The organism is Campylobacter concisus (genome assembly GCF_003048615.2).
Classification (GTDB): Bacteria; Campylobacterota; Campylobacteria; order Campylobacterales; family Campylobacteraceae; genus Campylobacter_A; species Campylobacter_A concisus_C.
Genome location: NZ_CP049263.1, coordinates 1288586 through 1310547, shown reverse-complemented (window position 1 = coordinate 1310547; position 21962 = coordinate 1288586). Strand labels below are relative to the sequence as shown.

The following is a 21962-nucleotide window of genomic DNA, read 5'->3' as shown; positions in this document are numbered from 1 at the left end:
TTCACATTAAATTTAAGGCTCTAAAATGGGTATCAGCGCACACTACTACGCCTACTTGCAAGATGATATAGAGATGATAAAAAATGGTGGTGACGGCGAGCTTTTGGACGAATACGATATGGACAAGATGTGGGACGCGATGTGTAAGATGCTAACTGGTAGAAATTTCTCCCAGAGGCTTAAGGCTGGCGATATTTTTAGCTCAAATGAGCCTTTTAGCTGGGCCATTTTTGGGCGTAGTGCGCTAAACGAAGAGCTAAGCGAGATGATCTCTTACACAAATGCCACAGATGTAAAAGAGGTGGCTAGGGCGATGAAAAATGTTGAGATTAGCGCACTTTTAGCAAAGATAAATTTAAAAGAATTTGCTAGCTCAAAGACGTATCCTGATATCTTTGGGCGGCAGAGCGAATTTGAAGATATAAGGGCGAGTTTAAAAGAGCACTTTACTGGGCTTTTAAATTTTTACCAAAATGCCGCCGACAAAGGGCTTGGCGTGCTGATAGTAATAGCCTAAATTTATAAATTTTTAGTGGGCTATTTTGCTCTAAATTTAGCTAGTTTTTGTGGCAAATAAATTTATAGAGTGCCTACGTGGCAAAAGATAAATTTACCATCTAGGCTGCGAAACACATACAAAATCGCCTTTGTTTTTGCACTAAATTTATTAAATTTATATGCCTAGCGCCAAAAGTCAAATTTCTCACGTCCAAAAGCAGGCTAAATTTGCTAATAAAGCGCTCTTTTATCATAAATTTATAGATTTTGATTTAGCATTTCACTAAAATTTCAAGGCATCTCATGAATTTCTTGCTATTTTTTATCACCCTTGCGCCAATCTCCATGATGCCAGGCATCAACATGACCTATGCGATGAGCGTTGGCATGAGCTTTGGCTACAAGCACTCGTTTTTCGTGATGGCTGGGCAGCTTTTAGCGATCGCTTTTGTCTCGTTTAGCTGCATGCTTGGCGTGGGAGCGGTGCTACATCACTTTGAGTACGCATTTAAGGCGCTAAATATCATCGCAGGCCTTTATATGCTCTATCTTGGCGTGATGCTCTTTTTTGGTAAGGGCGAGCTTAGCATCACAAATGTCTCAAATTTGCCAAGCAAGAAGCAGATGTTTATAAATGGCCTCATCGTTAGCGTCTCAAACCCAAAGGCGTGGATATTTTTCTCAGCTTTACTGCCTACATTTTTGGATAAAGACGACCCTTTTAGCCTCACTCGCATGTGCGTTATCACAGTAACGCTTGTTTTCATCGAGTTTTGCGCGCTAAATATCTACGCACTTGGCGGAGCTATGCTAAAGAAATTTTTACAAATGCACCTAAGGCTACTTGAAATTTGCACCGCCATCATCGTCTGCACGATCGGCGTACTCTTGCTTTTTAGATAAATTTATCCCTTTTTTACCTAGCTTGGCTAAAATTTGTCCAGTTTGCGCTACATTTTTAGCAAAAGGATAAGAGATGAAAAAATTTCTATTTATATTTACAAATCAGCCATATAACGGCACGGACAACGCTTACAACGCGCTAAGGCTGGCTAGAGCGCTAAAAGAAAAGGGCGAAGAGATTAGGATCTTTCTTATGAACGACGCAGTCGATCTTGCGCGAAATAGCACTAAAAAGCCAGAAAACTACGACGTTGATCTAGTGGAGATGCTAAAAGAGCTTTACGCTAGCGGCGCGATGCTTAAGGTTTGTGGTAGCTGCCAAACAAGGTGTGGTTTGCATGTGGGAGAGCCTTATTTTGAGGCTGAGGTGAAAGGCAGCATGGATATCTTATCCGAGTGGGTGAGAGAGTGCGATCAGGTGATGACATTTTAGAGCAAAAAAGGAGAATTTATGAGTTTGACATTTAGTGTAAAAAATAAAAAGAAGCTACTTGGCGGATACGCAAAGGCGCTAAGCGAGCGTGAAATTTCAGCTCTTGTTGAGGGGCTTTTCTTTTTTAATAGCGAGCAAGAGGAGCCAAGCGCAAATGAGCTGGGTGCTGACGTGATGATAGCAGGCGTGTGGCAAAAGAGCGCTCGTGGCTTTGAGCTAAACTACGAAGATGGCGAGTATATCGTGCGCGTTTATACTCCAAGTGGCGTCGGAGACTGGCAGATCGCACTTGAGCTACTCTCAAAGCTCTCAGCCCAAACTGGCTCAAAAATAGAGTGCGATAACGAAAAAATTTATGATAGCGAGCAAATTTTAAAATTTGACTACGAGGCTGACATCATGTGGGGGCTTGAGGCGTTAAAAGATATAAAAGAGAAAAATCAAACGCTTTATATCTCTGGCGTGGGGCGTGATGTGGCGTTTGACGCGGTTATGGTAGATGAAATCTTTGCTAGTGCCAGCCCTGCGGCTAAATTTGATGAGATGATGAGGCAGGTGCAGTATCTTGACGCATACAGCGCAAAAGAGCACCTCTATCAAGACAAAGACGGCAACGAAATTTTTGGCGCATACACGCTTAGTGAAAATTTGCCGACCATCTTGCCTTATGCTCCATCTCCGTCGTGGCAGGCACAAGAAGCGCTTGGGGATCGCAAGGTATCGCGCTGGGTGCTTACGCTAGTTGTGGGCGTGGATGATAGTGACGCTCAAGTGCTTGATGAGTGTGAATATGGAGCTTTCATGGCAAATTTACCAAAAGAGAAATACCGCTTCATTGACGCTGCAAACGTGCTTGTTGAGCCACTTAGTGAAGATGAGATGAGAGAGATTTTACAAAAGGCAAAGGCTTAAATTTAAAGTTTTAAAGGCTAGTATTAAAATTTTCTTTATAAATATTTTTAGTCAAATTTTCATAATTAAGTTTTATTTTATGCGTAATTGACGTATAATTTACGCCAAGAAATTTAAAAAAGGAGCAAACAATGAAAGAAATTTCAAGGCGAAATTTTATGAAAATGGGTGCTACTGGTGCATTGGCGCTTGCTGCTAGCAGCGCAAATGCTGGAGTTTTAGAGGCGAAAGATATTAAATTTGACGAAGAGTATGACGTCATCGTCATAGGCACAGGCTTTGCAGGCTCGATGGCCACTTTGCAAGCGCTAAAACGCGGCAAAAAAGTGCTAATGATCGAGAAAATGGGACGAAGCGGCGGCAACTCAGTCATAAATGCTGGCAATATGGCTGTCCCAAATAATGAATTTCAAAAAGCAGCAGGCATAAAAGATAGCAAAGAGGCTTTTATCGCTGACTGCCTAAAAGATGGTCAAAATTTAAACCATGTCGATCTGCTTGAGGTTATCTATGACCGTGCAAATGACGCTTTTGAGTACCTAAAAACGCTTGGCGTTGAATTTACTGGCAAGGTGATCTCAGCGAGCGGTCACTCTATAAAACGTGCTGTTCAGTCTAAAAACACAAGTGGCGCGGGATATGTTTTGCCTATGCACGATGCGATCGATAAAAATCCAAATGCCGTGACAAAAAGAAGGACTAAATTTGATGATTTTATCATCGATGAAAATGGCAGGGTTGTTGGCATAAAATGCAGGGAGGATTATAGATTTGATCATCAGCTTGCAAATGATGATAAAGAGAATAAAACTGGCACGCCAAAATGCTTTAAGGCAAAAGATGGCGTCATCCTTGCAGCAGGAGGTTTTAGCTCTGATAAGTGGTTTAGGATGCAGCAAGTGCCGTATCTAAAAGACAATATCGAGACAGTTAGCCAGCCAGGTGCAACCTCTGGAGCGCTAGTAGCTGCGATAAAGCTTGGAGCAAACCCTATCCAGCTTAGCTGGATCCAGCTAAATCCATACACAAACCCAACTGAAAGAGGCTTTGGCACATCTGCACTTTTTACAAATCACTGCGCAAATGACTACGGCTTAAGCGTCAATCCAAAAACTGGCAAACGCTTTATGAACGAGCATGCAGGCCGTAAGGTAAAGAGCGATGCGATCTTTGCTTGTATGGCGCAAAGCGATAAAAACGATAACTATCCAGTAAATATCTGCGATCAAGCAGCCGTTGATGCAAACAATATCGCTTATACAAAAAAGGGCGTTGAAGAGGGTTCTATCAAGAAATTTAACACACTTGAAGAGCTTGCAAAAGCTTATGATATCCCGCTTGAGCCATTTTTAGAGACCATTAAAAATTTCAACGAATATGTCAAAAATGAAAAAGATCCTGAGTTTGGCAAACCTTTGACAAAAGCTGATGTAAATGGCATTGGTATTACAAAAGCGCCATTTTACGCGAGTGAGACTACGCCAAAGATCCTTTACTGCATGGGTGGCGTCGAGATAAATACAAAAGCGCAAGTCATAAACGCAACTACTCACGAGCCTATCGCAGGTCTTTACGCAGCTGGCGAGATCACTGGTGGCGTGCATGGAGCAAGCCGTCTTGGCACGATGAGCATGGCTGATTGTATGGTATTTGGCATGGTTGCTGGAGAGAATATCTAATTTATTTTTACTTAAATTTTAGCGGTTTAAATGCCGCTAAATTTAGCTTGCAAGAGCGCTTTTGATTATTTATTTAGCTTCTTTTGGTTAAAATCAGCCCAAATTTACAAAACTAAAGGTTAAAAATGAAACAAGGCAAAGTTTGGAAATTTGGCGATAACATCGACACTGACATCATCATCGCCGCAAGATATTTAAACACTTCAGACGAAAAAGAACTAGCAAAACACATCATGGAAGACGCCGATCCTAAATTTAGCTCAAAAATAGCAAAAGGCGACATCATCGTGGCTGGCGAAAATTTTGGCTGCGGAAGCTCAAGAGAGCACGCCCCGTTAGCGCTAAAAGAGGCTGGCATAGCAGCTGTTGTGGCTAAGAGCTTTGCGAGGATTTTTTATAGAAATAGCTTTAACACAGGGCTTTTGATACTTGAGATAAAAGAAACTGATGAGATAAACGAGGGCGACACGCTAAAGATCGACGTAGATAACGGCGTCATCGTAGATGAAAGCACAAAAAAAGAGTATAAATTTAACGCTATCCCGCCATTTATGCAGGAGCTTTTAAACGCTGGTGGCCTTATAGAGTACGCAAAAGCGAAGATGAACTAAGGAGCGGCGATGAAAAACTATAAAATTTGCGTTATAAAAGGCGATGGCATCGGCCCTGAGATCATCGACGAGGCGATAAAGGTTTTAGACGTCGTAAGTGCCGAGTTTGGTATCAAATTTGAGTATGACTACAAGCTTATGGGCGGCGCAGCCTACGACGTTTTTGGCGAGCCATTACCAGATGAGACGCTAAGCTCGGCACTTAGTAGCGACGCAGTGCTTTTTGGTGCGATCGGTGGCGAGAAATGGGACAGCCTGCCAAGACACCTAAGGCCAGAGAGCGGGCTTTTAAAGATCAGAAAAGAGCTAGAAGCTTATGCAAATTTACGCCCAGCTATCATCTTTGACGAGCTAGTGAATGCTAGCACGCTAAAGCCAGAGGTTTTAAAGGGCGTTGATTTTGTCGTGGTTCGCGAGCTAACTGGGGGGCTTTATTTTGGACAGCCACGTGAAAAAGGCGAAGATAGAGCATTTAATACGATGGTTTATACTAAATTTGAGATCGAGCGCATCGCAAAGATCGCCTTTGAGACGGCTATGCTTCGCAAGAAAAAGGTCTGCATGGTCGATAAGGCAAATGTGCTTGAGACAAGTCAGCTTTGGCGCGAGGTGACTAGCGAAGTGGCAAAGGGCTATCCTGAAGTAGAGCTTAGCTTTATGTATGTAGATAACGCAGCGATGCAGCTAGTAAGAGCGCCAGCAAATTTTGACGTCATACTGACTGAAAATTTATTTGGCGACATTTTAAGTGATGAGGCGAGTATGGTTTGTGGCTCGATAGGACTTTTGCCAAGTGCTAGCATGGGCGGCAAAGTGGGAATTTATGAGCCTATCCACGGCTCAGCTCCAGACATCGCAGGGCAGGGCATAGCAAATCCGATCGCGACCATTTTAAGTGCAGCGATGATGCTAAGATACGCTTTTGGCGAGAGCGAGGCTGCAAATGCGATAGAAAATGCCGTAAAAACAGCTCTTGCAAAGGGATATAGAACAAAAGATATCGCCGCTTTTAACGCAGTTGAAATTTGCTCAACAAGCGAGATAGGCGACGTGATAGCAGGATTTATCAAAAAATGAAAAACACGATCACAGAAGCACTGATCTATGAGGCGCAAGGGCTAAAAGACGATGCGCTTGAAATTTACAAGAACATCTTAAAACAAGACCCATCAAACAAGGACGCCCTTAGCGCGATAAACCGCCTGAGCGGACTTCGCAAAGAGCGCGTGATAAAAAATGAGCAGATGAAAGAGTTTTTTATCAGGATGAAAAGTGACGAAGAGATAAATGAATTTAAAAGGTGGTTGATAAGATTATGAAGCTTGATGATATCGCTAGGATGGCCATTAGTGAGGTTAGCGCCGAGCTTGAGAAGATAGAGGCACTGCAAAACAAAAAGCAAGAAGAGCTTGAAAGAGAAAATTTAAAAAAAGAGCTTTTAGCAATAGAAACTGCTGATGAGCAAGCGCTTGAAGAGCCAAAAGTAGAGGCAAGTGTGCCAAGTGCTCAAAGCGCGCAAATCGAGCCAGAGCCAAAGGTGGCGCAAATTTCGCCAAAGAACAGGGAGATAAGTGAGGAGGAAATTTTCTTAGCAAACCTTGCTGAACGCATAGAGGTGCTTTTTGAAGGGCTTAAACAAACTAGTGAGCAAGACCTTAACCAAAGGCTCGAGCTAACGACTAAATTTTTAGAATTTACCCTTGCAAACATCGAAAATAGACTACAAAATCTCTCAAAATAATAAATTTGAGGCAAAAACTGGTACAAGCATTTACAAAAATAGCGAACTAGACTTCTTTAGATCGCTATTTGCTCCTTTTAGCAAGCGCGTCTATCTAGTAGGTGGCTGCGTGAGAGATGCGCTTTTGGGGCGAGAAATTTATGATTATGACATCGAAGTCTATGACATAAAGCCCGCTAAATTTGACGAACTGATGGCTGGCATAAGAGCTAGTGGTGTTGGCAAAAGCTACTTTATCTACAAATACAAAAATTACGATCTTGGACTGCCACGAAGTGAGAGCAAGACTGGAAATTCGCACAAAGACTTTGCCGTAAGCTACATAAATGATCCAAGCCTTGCAAGTCTAAGGCGTGATTTTACGGTAAATGCCATGATGATGAATATCTTTAACGGCGAAATTTTAGACTTTCATGGCGGCAAAAAGGACCTTGAAAGCAAGACACTAAGACACATCGATAGTGAGAAATTTAAAGAAGATCCGCTAAGGGTGCTACGTGGCGTGCAGTTTAGCGCTAGGCTTGATTTTAGCATAGCTGATGATACGCTAGAGCTTATGAAGACGCTTGATCTAGCGCATCTAAGCAAAGATAGGATAAATACCGAGCTCATTAAATTTTTTCGCTCAGAGCATCTTGAAAAAGGGGCGTTTTATCTTTTTAAACTTTCACTTTTTAAAGAAATTTTTGGCGTGCAAATTTGTGAAAATGATGAGTTTTTGGCTGAGCTAAAGAGCGCTAGAAATTTCGTGGATGATGAGAGGCTATTTTTATATATGCTTTTTGGTAAATTTGAGCTTGACGCAAAAGAAATTTTAGAAAAAATGCGCCTGCCAAAGAGCTACTTTTCTATCTTAAAAGAGCCATTTTTTAAAGCTATGCCAAGTGATAGAGAGCTACTAAAAATTGCTCTAAATATGCCTATAAAATCGTGGCTTGGAGCTTACAATAAAGAGCGCATAGAGCGTGCAAAAGAGCTTGGGGTCTATGAGAGTAAATTTGACGCAAAGATCGATGTGAGAGAGATCTTGGCGGCTGGCTTTAAAAACGAGATGATAGCAGCTGAGATAAAACGCAGACAGGAGCTCGAAATTTCAAGCTATCTTAGAGAGCGCAAATTTAGAAAATCTTAATCTTTAAAACTCTTAAAAGCCCATTTTGGCTAAAATGAGCCAGTTTATAACACTTTTTAAGGCAAGAAAAACTTATGTTTAACATAGTCCTAGTCCATCCTCAGATACCGCAAAACACCGGAGCTATCGGCAGAATGTGCGTAAATGCAAATTTAAAGCTGCACATCGTTAAGCCAACCGTGTTTGACCTGAGCGAAAAGGCTGTTAGACGCGCTGGACTTGATTATTGGAAAATTTTAGATCCAAAAATTTGGGAGAGCCTAGATGAATTTTTGGAGGCAAATTTAAGCCACAAAGAGCGATTTTTCTTTGCTACAACCAAGACAAACAGACTTTATTACGACGCTAAATTTGAGCCAGGAGATTTTATATTTTTTGGCGGAGAGAGCACTGGGCTGCCAAGAGAATTTATGGATATAAATTTTAAAAATGCCATAACGATCCCGATGGGAAAAGAGGGCAGGAGTTTAAATTTAGCCATGAGCGCTGGCATCATCGCGTATGAGGCGATCAGGCAAAACATCTCTAAATTTGACTTTAGGAGCGAGGTTTGAGAGCGCTCTTTGCATTAGTTTTTGCCGTTTTGATGGCGTTTGCTAGCGAGATAAGCATTGCAACTTATAACGTGCAAAATTTATTTGACTGCAAAGACGATGGCAGCGAATATCCTGACTTTAAATCTAACACTTCAAAGTGGGACTGTGAGGCGGCTAGCTCAAAACTAAAAAGAACAAGGCAGGTCATAGACGCTATAAATACCGACATCATCGCACTTGAAGAGGTTGAAAACGAGCAGGTTTTAAGGGCTTTGGTTGATGGCAGCGAGTATAAATTTATAGCCTTTAGCAAGGCAAAAAGCTCTCCAGTCGGGCTAGCTCTCATATCAAAGATAAAGCCAAGTGGCAGTGAAATTTTCGAAGTGCCAAATGTAAAAACTAGAAACATTTTAAAGGTCGTTTTTGAGGTGGAGGGTAAGAAATTTAGCGTTTTTGTTAATCACTTCCCAGCTTATAAAAACGGCATAAATATGCAAAAAAAGGCCGAAAGAACGCTAAGAGCTGCTCTTGGTAACGATCAAAATGCCATAGTTTTAGGTGATTTTAACTCACCTTATGGGCAAAAATCCATCTTAAACGATATCATTGCAACTCGTGGATTTTACGATCTTTATAGCTTTTTAGCCCCAAAAGATAGATACTCCCATGCAGTCCATGGCAAAAAGCGAGCTATTGATCACGTTTTGCTATCGCCTAGCTTTATGGCAAATGGCGATCTAAGCTACATTGATGGCAGTTTTGAGGTCTTTAAGCCAAGCTTTGTGCTTGATGAGCATGGCTTTGCAAAGAGCGATCTTTACTCAGACCACTTTGCACTTAAATTTAAAATCTCAACCAAACCAAGTCCTGCTAAATCAAATGAAAATTTAAAAAAAGAAGCTAAAAAAGTAGAAGATCAAAACTATAAAAAAACTGACATAGAGACACTTTTTGAGCATCCTGAGGATGTGCCAGCGTTAGTTGAAAAAGCTGTTGTCATCTTAAAAGATAAGCATGGCTTTATCATCTCAAAAAATCGCCGTGGAATTTACGTTTATGATCCTAAAAATAGCGTCGGTGTGGGCGATGAGCTTGACATTTTGATTAGGCGAGTGAAATTTTACAAAGAGGCGCTTGAAGTGAGCTCTTATGAGATCATAAATGAGCATGGCACAAAAGAAGTGAGTGAAAATTTACTTGATAGCTCAAAGCTAAGCATTGCAAGAAGTGGCGATGTGATCGCTAAAATTTCAGGCAAGCTAGAGAGTGGCTACTTGCATACGCCGCATGGCAAGATCAGAGTTTATAGCAAAAAAAGGCTAAAAGATGGCGAGTATAGCTTTGAGCGGGCGAGGGTGAAAATTTATAAAAACGAAAAAGAGATCGTTGTGGAGTAGATGGTGCAAATTTTAGATATTTTTATGATCGCAGCGTTTGTCTTGTTTGTGATATTTATGATAAGAGGCGTCATTTTGCAGGCGCAAGAGAAGGAGAGAGCAAGAGAGATGATAAGAGAAAAAAGAGAAAATTTTAATAAAAAGAGTGAGATATGAAAGAGTTGTTACTAGAGATCGGAGTCGAGGAGCTCCCAGCGATACCATTTTTAAGGGAGCTGCCAAACATCAACGCTAAATGGCAGGCTGTGCTTGAAAAATATAACATCAAAAGCGAGTTTAAATTTTACTACACGCCGCGCCGTTTGGTCTTTTTCCATGAGAAATTCCCGCAAGCTCAGCCAGATAGCGTGGCTAGCTTCGTTGGCGCGCCAAAGCAAGTAGCGCTAAAAGACGGAGCTTTTACAAAGGCAGCGCTTAGCTTTGCAAATAAATGTGGCATAAGCGAGAGCGAGCTTAAATTTAAAGAGATAGACGGCAAAGAGGTGCTTTATCACGAAAAAGAGGTGAAGGGTGAGCCGGTTGATAAGATAATGGGCGACATGGTCGAGGAGTTTTTAAAGAGTCTTAGCTTTGGCAAGTCTATGCGCTGGGGCAACGGCGAATTTGAGTTTATCCGCCCGATAAGATCGTTTTTGTGCTTGCTTGGTGATGAGGTCATTAAATTTAACAAATTTGGCGTAGAGAGCAGCAACTCTACCTATCCTCACAGAAGCATCAGCTATGACAAGATAAAAATTTCAAATATAAAAGAGTATTTTGAAGGCTCAAAGAGCCGTGGCGTCGTGCTTGAAGCGGACGAGAGAGAGAAAATAATCCTTGATGAGTTTGAAAAGATCAGTCAAAAAAGCGGACTAAAGATAGAGATAGATAAAGACTTGCTAGCTGAAGTCGTGGCGATCACTGAGTATCCAACAGCGCTTCTTGGCTCGTTTGAAGAGGAGTTTTTGGAGGTGCCAAGCGAGGTCATCATCACATCGATGAAAGAAAATCAGCGCTATTTCCCAGTTTTTAAGGATGGCAAGCTCGCAAATGGCTTCGTTGTTGTTAGCAACGCCATCACACAGGACTATTCGCTCATCATCAAAGGTAACGAAAAGGTGCTAAGAGCAAGGCTAAGTGACGCGATGTTCTTTTGGCAAAGCGACCTTAAGGCCGAATTTAGCCCAGAAAAACTAAAAAATATAACCTACCTAAAAGAGCTTGGAAGCATCTATGAAAAAGAGCTTAGAGAGCTAAAGGTGGCTAAAAAACTAGCTAGCAACTATGATGAGCTACTTAAAAAAGAAGCTGGCGAGTACGGGGCTAAGCTAGAGCGAGCTGTGATGCTAAGCAAGGCCGATCTTACAACGCAGATGGTTTATGAATTTACCGAGCTTCAAGGCGTCATGGGTGCTTACTACGCAAAGGCCAAAAACGAGGACGAAAACGTCGTTTTGGCTATAAAAGAGCAGTATCTGCCAGACGGCGAGGAGGCGCAGTGCCCAAGCAAGGTCTTTAGCTCGGTTGTTGCGCTTTCAAATAAGCTTGATACACTAATGGGGCTCTTTAGCATCGGCAAAATCCCAAGCGGTACCAAGGACCCATACGCTCTAAGACGCGCAGCAAATGGCGTGATAAAGATCGTTTTGGCGCATAATCTGAAATTTAACGTAAAAGAAATTTTAGAAGATATCGCAAAAGATTATAAGAAATTTGACGTTGAAGTGCTTATAAATTTCATCCTTGATAGGCTCTACACCTTCTTTGATGCAAATGCTTCTATCGTAAAAGCTTGCATAAAAAGCGGAGAAAAGGACATCTTGGAGCTAACTAAGATGATAGAAGCACTTGCTAAAATTTCAAGCGAGCCAAATTTTAGAGAGAATTTCTCGACATTTAAGCGCCTTGCAAACATCATAAAAGATGATAAATTCAGCAAGGTCGATGAGAATCTCTTTGAGATAGATGCTGAAAAGGCCTTAAATGACGCATTTAAAGCAGTCGATAAGAGCTTAGCGTACGAGCCAAGACTAAAAGCACTATTTGCTCTAAAACCGCAGATAGATGAGTTTTTTGACAAAGTTATGATAAATGTTGAAAACGAGAAAGTGCGAAATAACCGCGTCGCAATCATCGGTCAAATTTATAGCGAGATACTAAAAGTAGCTGATATAAAAGAGATCAGCTTTTAAATTTGCGCCAGCTTCGGGCTTTGCCTAGGCTGGCTTTAAATTTACTCCCTAAAGATATCAAATTCTGGCTCGTAAGCCTTAGTTTTTACCCCAAAATATCCAAGAACTGAGCTAAAGATAAAATCATGCGAAAGAGTTTCGTCTTTTCTAGCTTTTAGTCTTTTTAAAAGCTCGCTATCGCTTGAAAAGATGATGGCTGGGATGTGTTTTTGCTCATCTGGAGCGATAGAGTAAGGCAGGCCATGTAAATATATGCCATTTTCGCCTAGGCTCTCTCCGTGATCTGAGAAAAAGAACATGGCAACTTCAAATTTATCTTTTCTTGCTTCAAGGGCGTTTATCAGCTCGCTTTGCAGATAGTCCTCATATAAAATGGTGTTGTCATAGGTGTTTGCTATCTCATCTGGCGTGCATTTGTTTAGCTCAACAGTGTCGCATGTTGGTGTGAATTCTTTAAATTTACTTGGGTAGCCTTTGTAGTAGATAGGGCCATGTGAGCCTTGCAAATGTAGCACGATAAATGTAGTGGAATTTGCATCTTTTATGACCTTTTTTGCCTCATCAAATATCACTTCATCAAAGCCAGCTGCTCTGTGCTCTGAAGTGTGTTTTTGATCAAGATTGTCGCAAACCACTACTCCTATTTTTTTCGCAGCCGCCACTATTGTTGTCAAAAAAGTATGTTTTTATACCAAGTTTATTGATGATATCAACTAAATTTTCACGAGCCTTAGCCTCGTGGTTGCTAAAATTTTCTCGCTTTAAGTCTGAAAATAGACAAGGCACGCTAGTCTCTGTGGCAGTCCCGCATGAGTAAAAATTTGTAAAACTTACCACATCTTTTTGTTTAGTAAATTTGTTTGTATCGTTTTTAGCGTAGCCATTTAGCGAGTAGTTTTTGCTCCTTTGTGTCTCACCTACTATCAAAACTAAAATTTTCTTTTTGTCGTTAGTAAGAGTTGCGTCATCTGCCACGTAGGTAAAAGGGAGCGGTTTTTGTGCCAAAGACTTTGCTAATCTTATGCCAGAGTAGATGGGGTAGTATGGGAGTAAAACGCTTGAGGCGTTGTGGCTCTTTAAAAAATGGTATAAAAATTTTAGACATGAGAGTAAAGATTATAGCCGCACTTGCCAAAGTGCTAAGGGCCATTTTTAACCTTGATCTAAGCGCACTTTTAAAACCTTCATAGCTAATCTTTACAAGCGCTACATATACGCAAGGCAAGATGGTTACAAAAATAAGCCAAAGAACTAAAATAGCTAAATGCCTCTCTTGTGTCAGTGTGCAAGACGTTTAATAGCATGCCTTTATCTATAATGACGCCGTAAGCTTGCATAAAGTAAGCAGAGATGCTGCTAATCATGATGAAAAAGATAGCAAGAGGTTTTAGCAAAAATGGCACAAGCAAAATGCAAAAACTCCAGCAAAGAGCATATGTAGTTTATGAAAAACATATAAGCTACAAATAAAATTAAAAATTACAAAAAGCTTATATGTCTTATTTTGTCGATGTTTAGCATTTCTAGCCACCTTCTTTCAGGGGTGTAATGATAGAGCCAAAAAGTAAATGGCTAGAAATTTAGAAGAGAAAAACTATTTTTTCTTTTTCTTGCTTTTTAGTTTCTTGTTTTTTGACTTCTTTTCAGGCTCAGTCTTTTTCGCCTTTTGGCTATCTTTTACACTAAGCTTTTCTTTGACCTTTTGCATGTCGTTAAAGCCGATGCCTTGAACCTTCTCAAGCTCCTCAACACTTGTAAATTTATGAGCTTTTCTATACTTTATGACGTTTAGTGCCTGGCTTTTGTTTAGCCCAAGGCTCATTAGCTCACTCTTGCTAGCTGTGTTTAGATCAGCGCCATACGCAAGGCTTGCAAGCGCTAGGCAAAGTAAAATTTTTAATCTTTTCATCTTATCTCCTAAAATAATAATCCATCGTTTTCTTGATCTTGAATGATGTCATTTGTTGGCGTATTTTGCGGCAACGGCGAGTCGTTTGTGTAGTACTCATCAGCGCCGTTGTAGTATCCTTTATAGACGCCATCAGGCTGCTCAAACGCGCGTCTTAGAGTAGGGTAGAGCTTGATGTAGCCCTCCATAAATTTCTTAAAGACAGGTGCAGCTGTCCTGCCACCACCCTCGACCTTTTTCATAGGGCTGTTATCGTCGTTTCCGTACCAGATGATGGCCTCGATATCAGGTGAGTAGCCGCAAAACCAAGCATCGATGTTGTTATTTGTCGTACCAGTCTTGCCAGCGATCTGGATGCCATTTACCTTTGCGTTGCGTCCGGTACCGTTGTTTACGACATTTTGAAGCAAGGTAGTCATCAAAAATGCCTGCTCAGGTTTTAGCACCTGCTTCTTTTGAGGCTCATAGTCCATCGACGCGCCAAAGCTATTTTCTATATGCTTGATGAGCGTAGGCTCGACCACTTCGCCATCGTTTGGAAACATCGAGTAAAATTTCGCAAAGTCAAGTGGCGAAATTCCAAAGCTACCAAGTGCGATTGATAAATTTTCAGGGATGTCGTTAAAGCCCATATCTGTAAGCTGTTTGCGAACCGAGCTAAGACCAAGATCGTTTAGTAAATTTATGGTTGCGAGGTTGCGAGACTGGGTTAAGGCTGATTTTATCGTGATGTAGCCTTGAAAGCCACCGCTATAGTTCTTTGGCGTCCACTCTTTGCCATTGCCCATGTCAAACGTCCTAGCGATATCAGCTACCTGAGAGACGACCGAGTAGCCGCTATCAAGGGCTATTTGATAGATAAATGGCTTAAAGCTTGATCCTGGCTGGCGCTTGCTTTGTGTCGCTCTGTTGTAGCTACTTTTTGCGTAGTCGATGCCGCCAATTAGAGCTAAAATTTGACCGCTTTGTGGATGAGTGACGACGATAGCGCCATTTAGCATCTCTGGATTTGCCTTTTTATCTCTTTTTAAAATTTCATTGTAACCATATACTAGAGCGTCTTGAGCGATCTTTTGCACGTTTAGATCGACGGTGCTTTGTATCTTGTAACCGCCAGTTTTTATATCGTCAAATTTCTTTGAAGCCTCTTTTATGATCTCATCGACCACGTAAGGAGCTTTATTTCTTGTGAGCGTATCGTCAAAAACTGCTGGTTCTTCAAGCACGCCCTTGCGGTACTCATCCTCGTTTATCCAGCCGATGCTATACATCCTCTCAAGAACCCTGTTTGCACGGCTAAGCGAGAGGTCGAGGTGCTTTGTAGGATCATAAGTACTTGGCGCTTTTGGCATGCCAACTAGCATCGCTATCTCTTTTATGCTTAGCTCATTTAGCTCTTTTCTAAAGTAGCCCTCTGCAGCCGTTTTGATGCCATAGTAGCCGTGGCCGAAATATACGTGATTTAGGTATCTTTCGATGATGTCCTCTTTGCTAAGCTCGCTTTCAAGCTTCATAGCGAGCACAACCTCTTTTATCTTTCTTGTAAATTTCTTTTCGCGGCTTAGGGCTAGGTTTTTTATGAGCTGCTGAGTTAGCGTAGATGCGCCCTCGACTAGCTTTCTAGCTTTGATGTCCTTTATCGCTGCTCTTGCCATGGCTTCTACGTTGATACCGCCATGCTCAAAGTAGCTCGTATCCTCGATAGCCACGAGTGCTTCGATGACACGTGGCGGGATGTCGTTATATTTTACGTAAATTCTATTTTCTTCAAAGATATTTGCGATGAGCTCGTTGTTTCTATCAAAAATTTGTGTCGCAAGCTTTGGCTTGTAGTCGATGATGGTATAAGCGTCAAATCTCACCTGCGAATAAAAGTATAAAAACGCTCCGCCAAGTGCGATGGCAACTACGAAGATAAATGCCAAGATATATTTCATAAAAATGCCTTTAATATTTTTAAATTTAGCCCCATTGCCGTGCTCGTCTCGCCGTGCTGGGAGGTGATGTATTTTTTATTAAAATTTTCTATCGTCATGGCTCCAGCCTTGCCTTGCCACTCGCCACTTTCTAGGTAGCTTTTTAGCTCTTGCTCGCTAAATTTATCAAATTTATATGTAGTCTTACTCACATTTATAAGCTCAAATTCGCCTAAAAATATCATCGCCGTATAGACGCTACACTCATTGCCACTTTGTAAATTTAGCATAGCAAGTGCTTCGTTTTTGTCATTTGCCTTGCCTAAAATTTTATCCCCACAAGCCACGCAGCTATCTGCAAAGAGTAAATTTAAAAGCTTGCCATTTGCCCTTAAAAACTGCTCTTTTTTAGTTTTTACGACGTTTTGGACGTAAATTTCTGGTCTTAGGCTCTTTGCTATCATGCTCTCATCAAAGCTGCAAGAAATTTGTTTAAATTCTATCCCAGCATTTTTTAGTAAATTTGCCCTTGTTGGCGAGCTAGAAGCAAGAGTGATCATCAAAAGCTCCTATAGCTCACGCCAAGATAGACAGCCGCAAGCGAGGCTAGTAAATTTAGAGGCGTGAAGTAGTAGATGATGACGATTAGGCTTTCGTTTAGCTCGATCATCTCGTGCGATCTTAGAGTTTTTAAAGCCTTTTTGTATCTATAAAAGATATAGCTTAAATTTAAGAGTAAAAATATCTCTATCGCCCATTTGGTCGCTACTATGGCACTTGCCATCGGGTTTTGCATTTTGCCATCATCAAAGTAAAAGATCATTATCAGGCTAGTTAGCGCGATGCCAAGAACTAGCGCAAAGATGGCTAGTCCAAAGCGTCTTATGATGTGAAGCAAGATGTGATAGCGCTCTTTATCTTCAAATTTATTTTTTATAAAATAGCTTCCAGCAAGCACCAAACCAGCTTGTAGCCCTATAAAAAGAGCTACGAAACTAATGTGCAAGAAGATGATTAGTTGATCAAATTTAAAAAAAGCGATCTCTTGATGAATCATTTTTCTAAAGCTTGCCTTGCATACTCAAGTGAGCTTTTTATGGCGTCTTCGATAGCTAGAGCGTTTTTGCCGCCAGCTGTTGCAAAGTCGTCTTTTCCACCGCCATTGCCGCCTAGAATTTGCGCTGCAAATTTAACCCAAGCGCCAGCTTTTAGTGGAGCATTTTTCACGCCAGCTGCAAGAGAAATTTTACCATCTTCATCTGTTTGGATCAGTAAAATAGCAGCTTTTTCGTGCCCATTTTTAAACTCATCTATCAAAGTTTTTATGTCACCACCATCGATGCTTGCTACGCAAAGCTTGGTATCATTTACATTTATAAAGGCTAGCTCTTCAGAGCTTTTAGCGTTTTTTAGCTTATCTTTTAAGCCTTTTATCTCGCCTTTTAGCTTTTTAACGGCATTTAGTGGCTCTGTGCTCTTTAACTCATCTTTTAGCTCTTCAAGCTCAGCTCTAAATGACCTTGCTAAATTTAGCGCAGCTCTTGAACAAACAGCCTCTATACGCCTAACGCCAGCACTTACGCCACTCTCTTTTGTGATGAAAAATGAGCCGATCTCATCTATATTTTTCACGTGTGTGCCGCCGCAAAGCTCTTTGCTGACATCGCCAAAGCTCACAACCCTTACTTTGTCGGCATATTTTTCGTTAAATAACGCGATCGCTCCGCTTTTTTTAGCCTCTTCAAGCTCCATAACCTGCGTTTTTGCATTTGCACCAGTTAATATCCACTCATTTACAAGGTTTTCGACCTTTGAAATTTCTTCGCCAGTAAGCGCCTTTGGATGAGAGAAGTCAAACCTTAGTCTATCTGCCTCGACGTTTGAGCCAGCTTGAGCAATGTGTGTGCCAAGCACGCTTCTAAGGGCTGCGTGAAGCAAGTGTGTAGCGCTGTGATGTCGCGCAGTCTCCGCTCTATCACTGCCCACTTCAAGCTCTACTTCGTCGCCAACTTTTAGTGCCGCGCTAGTTTTTACTAAAGATAAATTTAGCCCGTGGAATTTTTGCGTATCAAGCACATTTGCTTTACCTGCTATCTTACCGCTGTCGCCGCACTGGCCGCCACTTTGAGCGTAAAATGGAGTGACATCAAACATCACCCAGCCCTCTTTGCCAGCATCTAGGCTATCTACATTTTTAAATTCCTCATCAAGCAAGGCTAGAATTTTACTTTTACTCTTAAGCTCTTCGTAGCCAATAAATTTATTCTCGCCAAATTTCTCAAGTAGCTCTTTAAAATCGCCCTTCGCACTCTTGTCGCCACTGCCTTTCCAAGCAGCTTTTGCACGTGCTTTTTGCTCGCTCATAAGCTCATCAAACCTTGCCTCATCGACCTTTAAGCCCTTTTCTCTAAGCATATCAGCCGTTAGATCAAGTGGGAAGCCAAATGTATCATAGAGCTTAAACGCAGCCTCTCCGCTAAAAATTTCTTTTGTATTTTTAAGCTCACTCTCAAATAGTTCAAGTCCGCTTGCGATAGTCGCTAAAAATCTCTCTTCTTCAAGCTTGATCTGCTCTTTTACAGCCGCTTTTTTATCGTTTAGATAGGTGTAGTGTCCGCCCATAAGCTCGCAAACTTTATCGACAAGCTTATACATAAATGGCTCTTTTATGCCTAGTAAGTATCCATGTCGGATCGCACGGCGTAAGATACGGCGAAGCACGTAGCCACGGCCTTCTTTGTCAAATGTTGTGCCTTGAGCTAGCAAAAATGTGACCGAGCGGATGTGATCGCTTATGACGCGGTAGCTAGCGCCACTCTCATAGACGTATGGCTTGCCGCAAAGCTTTGCCACTTCGCTAATTAGCGGCATAAAAAGTGTGCTGTCGTAGTTGCTAAATTTACCCTGCAAGATAGCTGTAACGCGCTCAAGTCCCATGCCAGTATCGATGCTTGGCTTTGGTAGTGGGCTTAGTTTGCCATCCGCGCTTCTTTCATACTGCATGAAAACAAGGTTCCAGATCTCTAAAAATCTATCTCCATCGCCGCCCATGTAATCTTCTGGTGTGTTAAAGTGCTCAGCGCCTTGATCGTAAAAAATTTCACTGCAAGGGCCGCATGGTCCAGTGTCGCCCATTTGCCAGAAGTTATCATGGTCGCCAAAGCGGTAAATTCTCTCTTTTGCGATGTGAGTGCTCCAAATTTCAAACGCCTCATCGTCGCTTTCGTGAACGGTTACATAAAGCTTATCTTTTGGTAGTTTTAGCACCTCTGTGACAAATTCCCAAGCATAAGCGATCGCCTCTTTTTTGAAGTATTCGCCAAAGCTAAAGTTACCAAGCATCTCAAAAAATGTGTGGTGACGCGCTGTGTAGCCGACGTTATCAAGGTCGTTGTGCTTGCCTCCAGCTCTTATGCAGGTCTGACAGCTTGTGCGGATAGGTGGCGTTGGGCGTGGCACTTCGCCAGTAAAAATGCTCTTAAACGGCACCATGCCAGCATTTGTAAAAAGTAGTGTTGCATCGTTTGGCACGAGTGGTGCAGAAGCTACGACTTCGTGACCTTTTGATTTGAAAAAATCAAGATATGCCTTTCTTATATCTAAATTTTGCATTTTTGTCCTTGTAGTCTTTAAAATTTTGCTTGATTTTAGCCAAAATTCGTTTGTAAATTTATAAAAATATATAAAATTAATATTTTCTTAAGATATTTGATAAATTTATTTGTTTAAAAGCGATTTGTAAATAAAATAATTAAAATTTTACAAATAAAAGGTTTTTAGTGAAACTCAAAATTGGTATTGTCGGATATAATTTAGTCGGTAAGAGACACTATATGGAACTTAGGCGTTCTGACAAATTTGAAGTTTGTGGAGTTTTTGATAGAGAAAATAGAGACGATGCTTGCAGGGCTCCATTTTTTGATGATTTTAAAGAATTTATAGAGAATGCACAGCCTCAGGCAGTTGTACTTTGTTTGCCACAGCATGAGATGATTGAAGCTTTTTGTCAGTGTGTAAAATACTGTCAAAATATATTAATTTCAAGACCAATATTTAAAAGTGTAAGTGAGCTAAAAGAGATAAAATACGCAGCAGGTGTAAATAAGGCAAGGGTTTGTACTGGGGTTGATGAGCGTTTTAATCCAACTGTCTTTTCACTAAAAAAAGCGCTTTTAAGAGAAGAAGAAATTTATAGCATCTCAATTGCTCATTTTAAGCCACTTTGTGAAGGAAATATTATAAATGAACTCTCTCTTTGCGACATTGATCTTGCTAAAAATTTAGCTGGCAGTGAAATTTGTGACTTTTTTTATACTCAAACAAACAAGACAAATAAGAGGTTAAGCGATAACGTTGGCATTAGTCTTAAAATGAAAAATCAAATTTTAGTTAACATTACTGACTCATTTTGCGGTTCTTTGGAGCGTTTTAAAATAGAAGTAAATGCAAAAGATGGTGTTTATTTTGGAGATTTGATTGATTACAAACTTCACAGAGTAAGTGAAAATGGTCAGATGAATTTAAAGACCGACTCTTTAAATAATGAGATAAAAGCACAATACGAGGCCTTTTATGATCTTTGCCAAAGTGGCGAGAGTAGTGAACTTTCAAACATCGATGATGCTATAAAGATTAAAGAGCTCTTTTGATGAAAAAAGCTCTTTTGCTTTTAAATATGGGCGGTGCAAACAGCCTAGATGATGTCGAAATTTTTTTAACAAATATGTTTAATGACCCATATATTTTGAGTATAAAAAATAAATTTTTAAGAAAATTTGTAGCTTTCATGATCACAAAAGGCAGACTAAAAACTGCGAAGCACAACTACGAGCAAATAGGCGGAAAGTCGCCACTTTGCGAGCTTACAGCTAGGCTTTGTGAGAAAATTTCAAGCCTTAAAAGCGAATTTGACGCGGTTGATTTTGCGATGAACTACACTTCGCCATTTGTAAAAGATGTGCTTAAAAAGTATGAAGATTTTGATGAGATAGTGCTTTTACCGCTCTACCCTCATCACTCACAAACTACGATAACTTCAAGCTTAGCTGATTTTAAAAAGGCAAAAGAGGAGCTTAATATAAAAGCTAAAATTTCACTTTGTGAGCCATTTTATGATGATGACGCTTACAATAAGATCATTATCTCTCACATCCGCGAAGCGATAAAAGATATTGATACAAGCGATATTAGCCTCATCTTTTCAGCTCACTCTTTGCCTCGCAAGATCATTGAAAAAGGTGATATCTACGAAAAACACATAAACGAGCATGTGCAAATTTTAGGCAAAATGCTAAAAGAGCAGGGGCTAAATTTTAAAGATGTGAGCCTTGCTTATCAGTCACGCCTTGGCCCAATTAAATGGTTAGAGCCATCTCTAAATGAGGCTTTGGCAAAGTGCGAAAATAAAAAAGTGCTTATCTATCCGCTATCTTTTTGTATAGATAATTCTGAGACTATTTTTGAGCTAGTTATCGAGTATGCCAAGCTTGCAAAAGAGCTAAATTTTAGCTTTTATAAAGTGGTGGAGTGTCCAAATTTTAGTGATGAATTTGCTAGTTTTATCCTAGAAAAGTCAAAAAACACTAGAGAATTTAGCCTTTAGGAATAAATCTTGCTTATAAAAAGCATCTCAAATTTAAAAGGAGATGTATGAAGGTTCAAAATAACGATATTATCGATTATTTGTTGCAGTCAGGCTCAAGCAAAGCTAAAGATAAAAAAAATAGTTTTGATGAAATTTTAAGTCTAACGCTTGATAAGATCACAAGCGAGGCAAAGGTTTCAGACAAGCTTGAACAGTTTAAGAAAAGGCTTACAGAAATCGGTGCTGCTGGCTTTATAAATGAGCTAAATTCAAACAAAATAGAAGAGAAAATAGCTCAGAAAAAAGAGGAGCTAACTGAGCTTTTAAGCATAAATGATCCGACCAAAACGCAGGATCAAAAAAATGAGCTACTTAAAATCATGGATAAAATTTTAAGTGACTACCGCAAAGAGCTAAACATGGCACTTACGAGCCAAACACTGCTTGAAAAGCAAAATAGCCTTGGCAAAAATACAAATAATTCTGTAAATTTAAGCTCTGTCTTAAATGAACTTGGACTTGCATAAATTCTGGATCTAG

General features: G+C 40.6%; 24 protein-coding genes and 1 pseudogene. 17 read left to right on the top strand and 8 right to left on the bottom strand.

The window, feature by feature from the left end; genetic code table 11:
- The first annotated feature begins 25 nt into the window (after positions 1-25).
- From CVS89_RS06655 to glyS, 14 genes are all read left to right on the top strand, one after another.
- Positions 26-517: a DUF1877 family protein gene (locus tag CVS89_RS06655; protein WP_107847695.1), complete on the top strand. Its 492-nt coding sequence runs from the start codon at positions 26-28 to the stop codon at positions 515-517.
- A gap of 284 nt (positions 518-801) precedes the next feature.
- Positions 802-1401, top strand: coding sequence for a LysE family translocator (locus tag CVS89_RS06650; RefSeq protein WP_107847696.1), 600 nt, complete (start codon positions 802-804; stop codon positions 1399-1401).
- Between the two features lie 73 nt (positions 1402-1474).
- Entirely contained in the window at positions 1475-1834 is a 360-nt protein-coding gene (locus CVS89_RS06645; protein WP_107847697.1) for a DsrE/DsrF/TusD sulfur relay family protein, read from the top strand.
- An 18-nt stretch (positions 1835-1852) separates the two neighbouring features.
- Positions 1853-2746 (top strand): DUF4299 family protein, encoded by an 894-nt coding sequence (locus CVS89_RS06640; RefSeq protein ID WP_107847698.1) that lies wholly within the window; start codon positions 1853-1855, stop codon positions 2744-2746.
- Between the two features lie 131 nt (positions 2747-2877).
- Entirely contained in the window at positions 2878-4425 is a 1548-nt protein-coding gene (locus tag CVS89_RS06635) for a flavocytochrome c (RefSeq protein ID WP_107847699.1), read from the top strand.
- Between the two features lie 125 nt (positions 4426-4550).
- Positions 4551-5036 (top strand): 3-isopropylmalate dehydratase small subunit, encoded by a 486-nt coding sequence (locus CVS89_RS06630; protein WP_021092243.1) that lies wholly within the window; start codon positions 4551-4553, stop codon positions 5034-5036.
- A 9-nt stretch (positions 5037-5045) separates the two neighbouring features.
- Complete coding sequence (leuB, locus tag CVS89_RS06625; RefSeq protein ID WP_107847700.1) at positions 5046-6113, top strand: 3-isopropylmalate dehydrogenase; 1068 nt, start codon at positions 5046-5048, stop codon at positions 6111-6113.
- Entirely contained in the window at positions 6110-6355 is a 246-nt protein-coding gene (locus tag CVS89_RS06620) for a hypothetical protein (protein WP_002941772.1), read from the top strand. The genes leuB and CVS89_RS06620 overlap by 4 nt, the downstream gene beginning before the upstream one ends.
- Positions 6337-6777 carry a CiaD-like domain-containing protein gene (locus CVS89_RS06615; RefSeq protein WP_196088133.1) on the top strand — a complete coding sequence of 147 codons (441 nt, stop codon included), beginning with the start codon at positions 6337-6339 and terminating at the stop codon, positions 6775-6777. The genes CVS89_RS06620 and CVS89_RS06615 overlap by 19 nt, the downstream gene beginning before the upstream one ends.
- Positions 6737-7909, top strand: coding sequence for a CCA tRNA nucleotidyltransferase (locus CVS89_RS06610; RefSeq protein ID WP_107847702.1), 1173 nt, complete (start codon positions 6737-6739; stop codon positions 7907-7909). Before CVS89_RS06615 ends, CVS89_RS06610 begins: the two co-directional genes overlap by 41 nt.
- Positions 7910-7983: 74 nt before the next feature.
- A complete protein-coding gene (locus tag CVS89_RS06605; protein ID WP_012139996.1) occupies positions 7984-8463 on the top strand; it encodes a tRNA (cytidine(34)-2'-O)-methyltransferase in 480 nt (159 codons plus the stop codon).
- Entirely contained in the window at positions 8460-9842 is a 1383-nt protein-coding gene (locus CVS89_RS06600) for an endonuclease/exonuclease/phosphatase family protein (RefSeq protein ID WP_107847703.1), read from the top strand. Before CVS89_RS06605 ends, CVS89_RS06600 begins: the two co-directional genes overlap by 4 nt.
- Positions 9843-9845: 3 nt before the next feature.
- A complete protein-coding gene (locus tag CVS89_RS06595; protein ID WP_162141601.1) occupies positions 9846-9998 on the top strand; it encodes a hypothetical protein in 153 nt (50 codons plus the stop codon).
- On the top strand, positions 9995-12013 hold the full coding sequence (gene glyS / locus CVS89_RS06590) for a glycine--tRNA ligase subunit beta (protein WP_107847704.1): 2019 nt from the start codon (positions 9995-9997) through the stop codon (positions 12011-12013). Before CVS89_RS06595 ends, glyS begins: the two co-directional genes overlap by 4 nt.
- A gap of 41 nt (positions 12014-12054) precedes the next feature.
- Here the strand turns inward: glyS and CVS89_RS10150 are convergent, their stop codons facing one another.
- The 8 genes and pseudogenes from CVS89_RS10150 to alaS all read right to left on the bottom strand — a co-directional run bounded on the left by CVS89_RS10150 (position 12055) and on the right by alaS (position 19450).
- Positions 12055-12648 carry a phosphoethanolamine transferase gene (locus tag CVS89_RS10150; RefSeq protein WP_265094329.1) on the bottom strand — a complete coding sequence of 198 codons (594 nt, stop codon included), beginning with the start codon at positions 12646-12648 and terminating at the stop codon, positions 12055-12057.
- The gene (locus CVS89_RS10145; RefSeq protein WP_265094328.1) at positions 12629-13018 is read right to left on the bottom strand and encodes a sulfatase-like hydrolase/transferase; all 390 of its coding nucleotides are present in this window, start codon (positions 13016-13018) and stop codon (positions 12629-12631) included. Before CVS89_RS10145 ends, CVS89_RS10150 begins: the two co-directional genes overlap by 20 nt.
- Positions 12978-13416, bottom strand: a pseudogene (locus tag CVS89_RS10030) (phosphoethanolamine transferase domain-containing protein). The gene CVS89_RS10145 and the pseudogene CVS89_RS10030 overlap by 41 nt, the downstream one beginning before the upstream one ends.
- 191 nt (positions 13417-13607) lie before the next feature.
- On the bottom strand, positions 13608-13922 hold the full coding sequence (locus CVS89_RS06580; RefSeq protein ID WP_107847705.1) for a helix-hairpin-helix domain-containing protein: 315 nt from the start codon (positions 13920-13922) through the stop codon (positions 13608-13610).
- Positions 13923-13930: 8 nt separating this feature from the next.
- Positions 13931-15859, bottom strand: a complete 1929-nt coding sequence (locus tag CVS89_RS06575; RefSeq protein ID WP_021087919.1) for a transglycosylase domain-containing protein — start codon at positions 15857-15859, stop codon at positions 13931-13933.
- Complete coding sequence (maf, locus tag CVS89_RS06570; RefSeq protein ID WP_107847706.1) at positions 15856-16398, bottom strand: septum formation inhibitor Maf; 543 nt, start codon at positions 16396-16398, stop codon at positions 15856-15858. Before maf ends, CVS89_RS06575 begins: the two co-directional genes overlap by 4 nt.
- Complete coding sequence (locus CVS89_RS06565; protein ID WP_107847707.1) at positions 16398-16895, bottom strand: 3-isopropylmalate dehydratase; 498 nt, start codon at positions 16893-16895, stop codon at positions 16398-16400. Before CVS89_RS06565 ends, maf begins: the two co-directional genes overlap by 1 nt.
- Complete coding sequence (gene alaS, locus CVS89_RS06560) at positions 16892-19450, bottom strand: alanine--tRNA ligase (RefSeq protein ID WP_107847708.1); 2559 nt, start codon at positions 19448-19450, stop codon at positions 16892-16894. Before alaS ends, CVS89_RS06565 begins: the two co-directional genes overlap by 4 nt.
- Before the next feature lie 167 nt (positions 19451-19617).
- On the opposite strand from alaS, the gene CVS89_RS06555 reads away from it, so the two are divergent.
- The 3 genes from CVS89_RS06555 to CVS89_RS06545 are packed head-to-tail and all read left to right on the top strand — an operon-like array spanning position 19618 to position 21949.
- On the top strand, positions 19618-20487 hold the full coding sequence (locus tag CVS89_RS06555; RefSeq protein ID WP_107847709.1) for a Gfo/Idh/MocA family protein: 870 nt from the start codon (positions 19618-19620) through the stop codon (positions 20485-20487).
- The gene (gene hemH, locus CVS89_RS06550) at positions 20487-21440 is read left to right on the top strand and encodes a ferrochelatase (RefSeq protein ID WP_107847710.1); all 954 of its coding nucleotides are present in this window, start codon (positions 20487-20489) and stop codon (positions 21438-21440) included. Before CVS89_RS06555 ends, hemH begins: the two co-directional genes overlap by 1 nt.
- Before the next feature lie 47 nt (positions 21441-21487).
- Positions 21488-21949 (top strand): hypothetical protein, encoded by a 462-nt coding sequence (locus CVS89_RS06545; protein WP_021084467.1) that lies wholly within the window; start codon positions 21488-21490, stop codon positions 21947-21949.
- Positions 21950-21962: the final 13 nt, after the last annotated feature.

Excerpts from the sequence above, each read along its gene's own strand:
- CVS89_RS06655 (WP_107847695.1), top strand. The coding sequence starts at position 26 with ATGGGTATCAGCGCACACTACTACGCCTACTTGCAAGATGATATAGAG.
- CVS89_RS06650 (WP_107847696.1), top strand. The coding sequence starts at position 802 with ATGAATTTCTTGCTATTTTTTATCACCCTTGCGCCAATCTCCATGATG.
- CVS89_RS06645 (WP_107847697.1), top strand. The coding sequence starts at position 1,475 with ATGAAAAAATTTCTATTTATATTTACAAATCAGCCATATAACGGCACG.
- CVS89_RS06640 (WP_107847698.1), top strand. The coding sequence starts at position 1,853 with ATGAGTTTGACATTTAGTGTAAAAAATAAAAAGAAGCTACTTGGCGGA.
- CVS89_RS06635 (WP_107847699.1), top strand. The coding sequence starts at position 2,878 with ATGAAAGAAATTTCAAGGCGAAATTTTATGAAAATGGGTGCTACTGGT.
- CVS89_RS06630 (WP_021092243.1), top strand. The coding sequence starts at position 4,551 with ATGAAACAAGGCAAAGTTTGGAAATTTGGCGATAACATCGACACTGAC.
- leuB (WP_107847700.1), top strand. The coding sequence starts at position 5,046 with ATGAAAAACTATAAAATTTGCGTTATAAAAGGCGATGGCATCGGCCCT.
- CVS89_RS06620 (WP_002941772.1), top strand. The coding sequence starts at position 6,110 with ATGAAAAACACGATCACAGAAGCACTGATCTATGAGGCGCAAGGGCTA.
- CVS89_RS06605 (WP_012139996.1), top strand. The coding sequence starts at position 7,984 with ATGTTTAACATAGTCCTAGTCCATCCTCAGATACCGCAAAACACCGGA.
- glyS (WP_107847704.1), top strand. The coding sequence starts at position 9,995 with ATGAAAGAGTTGTTACTAGAGATCGGAGTCGAGGAGCTCCCAGCGATA.
- CVS89_RS06580 (WP_107847705.1), bottom strand. The coding sequence starts at position 13,922 with ATGAAAAGATTAAAAATTTTACTTTGCCTAGCGCTTGCAAGCCTTGCG.
- CVS89_RS06575 (WP_021087919.1), bottom strand. The coding sequence starts at position 15,859 with ATGAAATATATCTTGGCATTTATCTTCGTAGTTGCCATCGCACTTGGC.
- maf (WP_107847706.1), bottom strand. The coding sequence starts at position 16,398 with ATGATCACTCTTGCTTCTAGCTCGCCAACAAGGGCAAATTTACTAAAA.
- CVS89_RS06565 (WP_107847707.1), bottom strand. The coding sequence starts at position 16,895 with ATGATTCATCAAGAGATCGCTTTTTTTAAATTTGATCAACTAATCATC.
- alaS (WP_107847708.1), bottom strand. The coding sequence starts at position 19,450 with ATGCAAAATTTAGATATAAGAAAGGCATATCTTGATTTTTTCAAATCA.
- hemH (WP_107847710.1), top strand. The coding sequence starts at position 20,487 with ATGAAAAAAGCTCTTTTGCTTTTAAATATGGGCGGTGCAAACAGCCTA.
- CVS89_RS06545 (WP_021084467.1), top strand. The coding sequence starts at position 21,488 with ATGAAGGTTCAAAATAACGATATTATCGATTATTTGTTGCAGTCAGGC.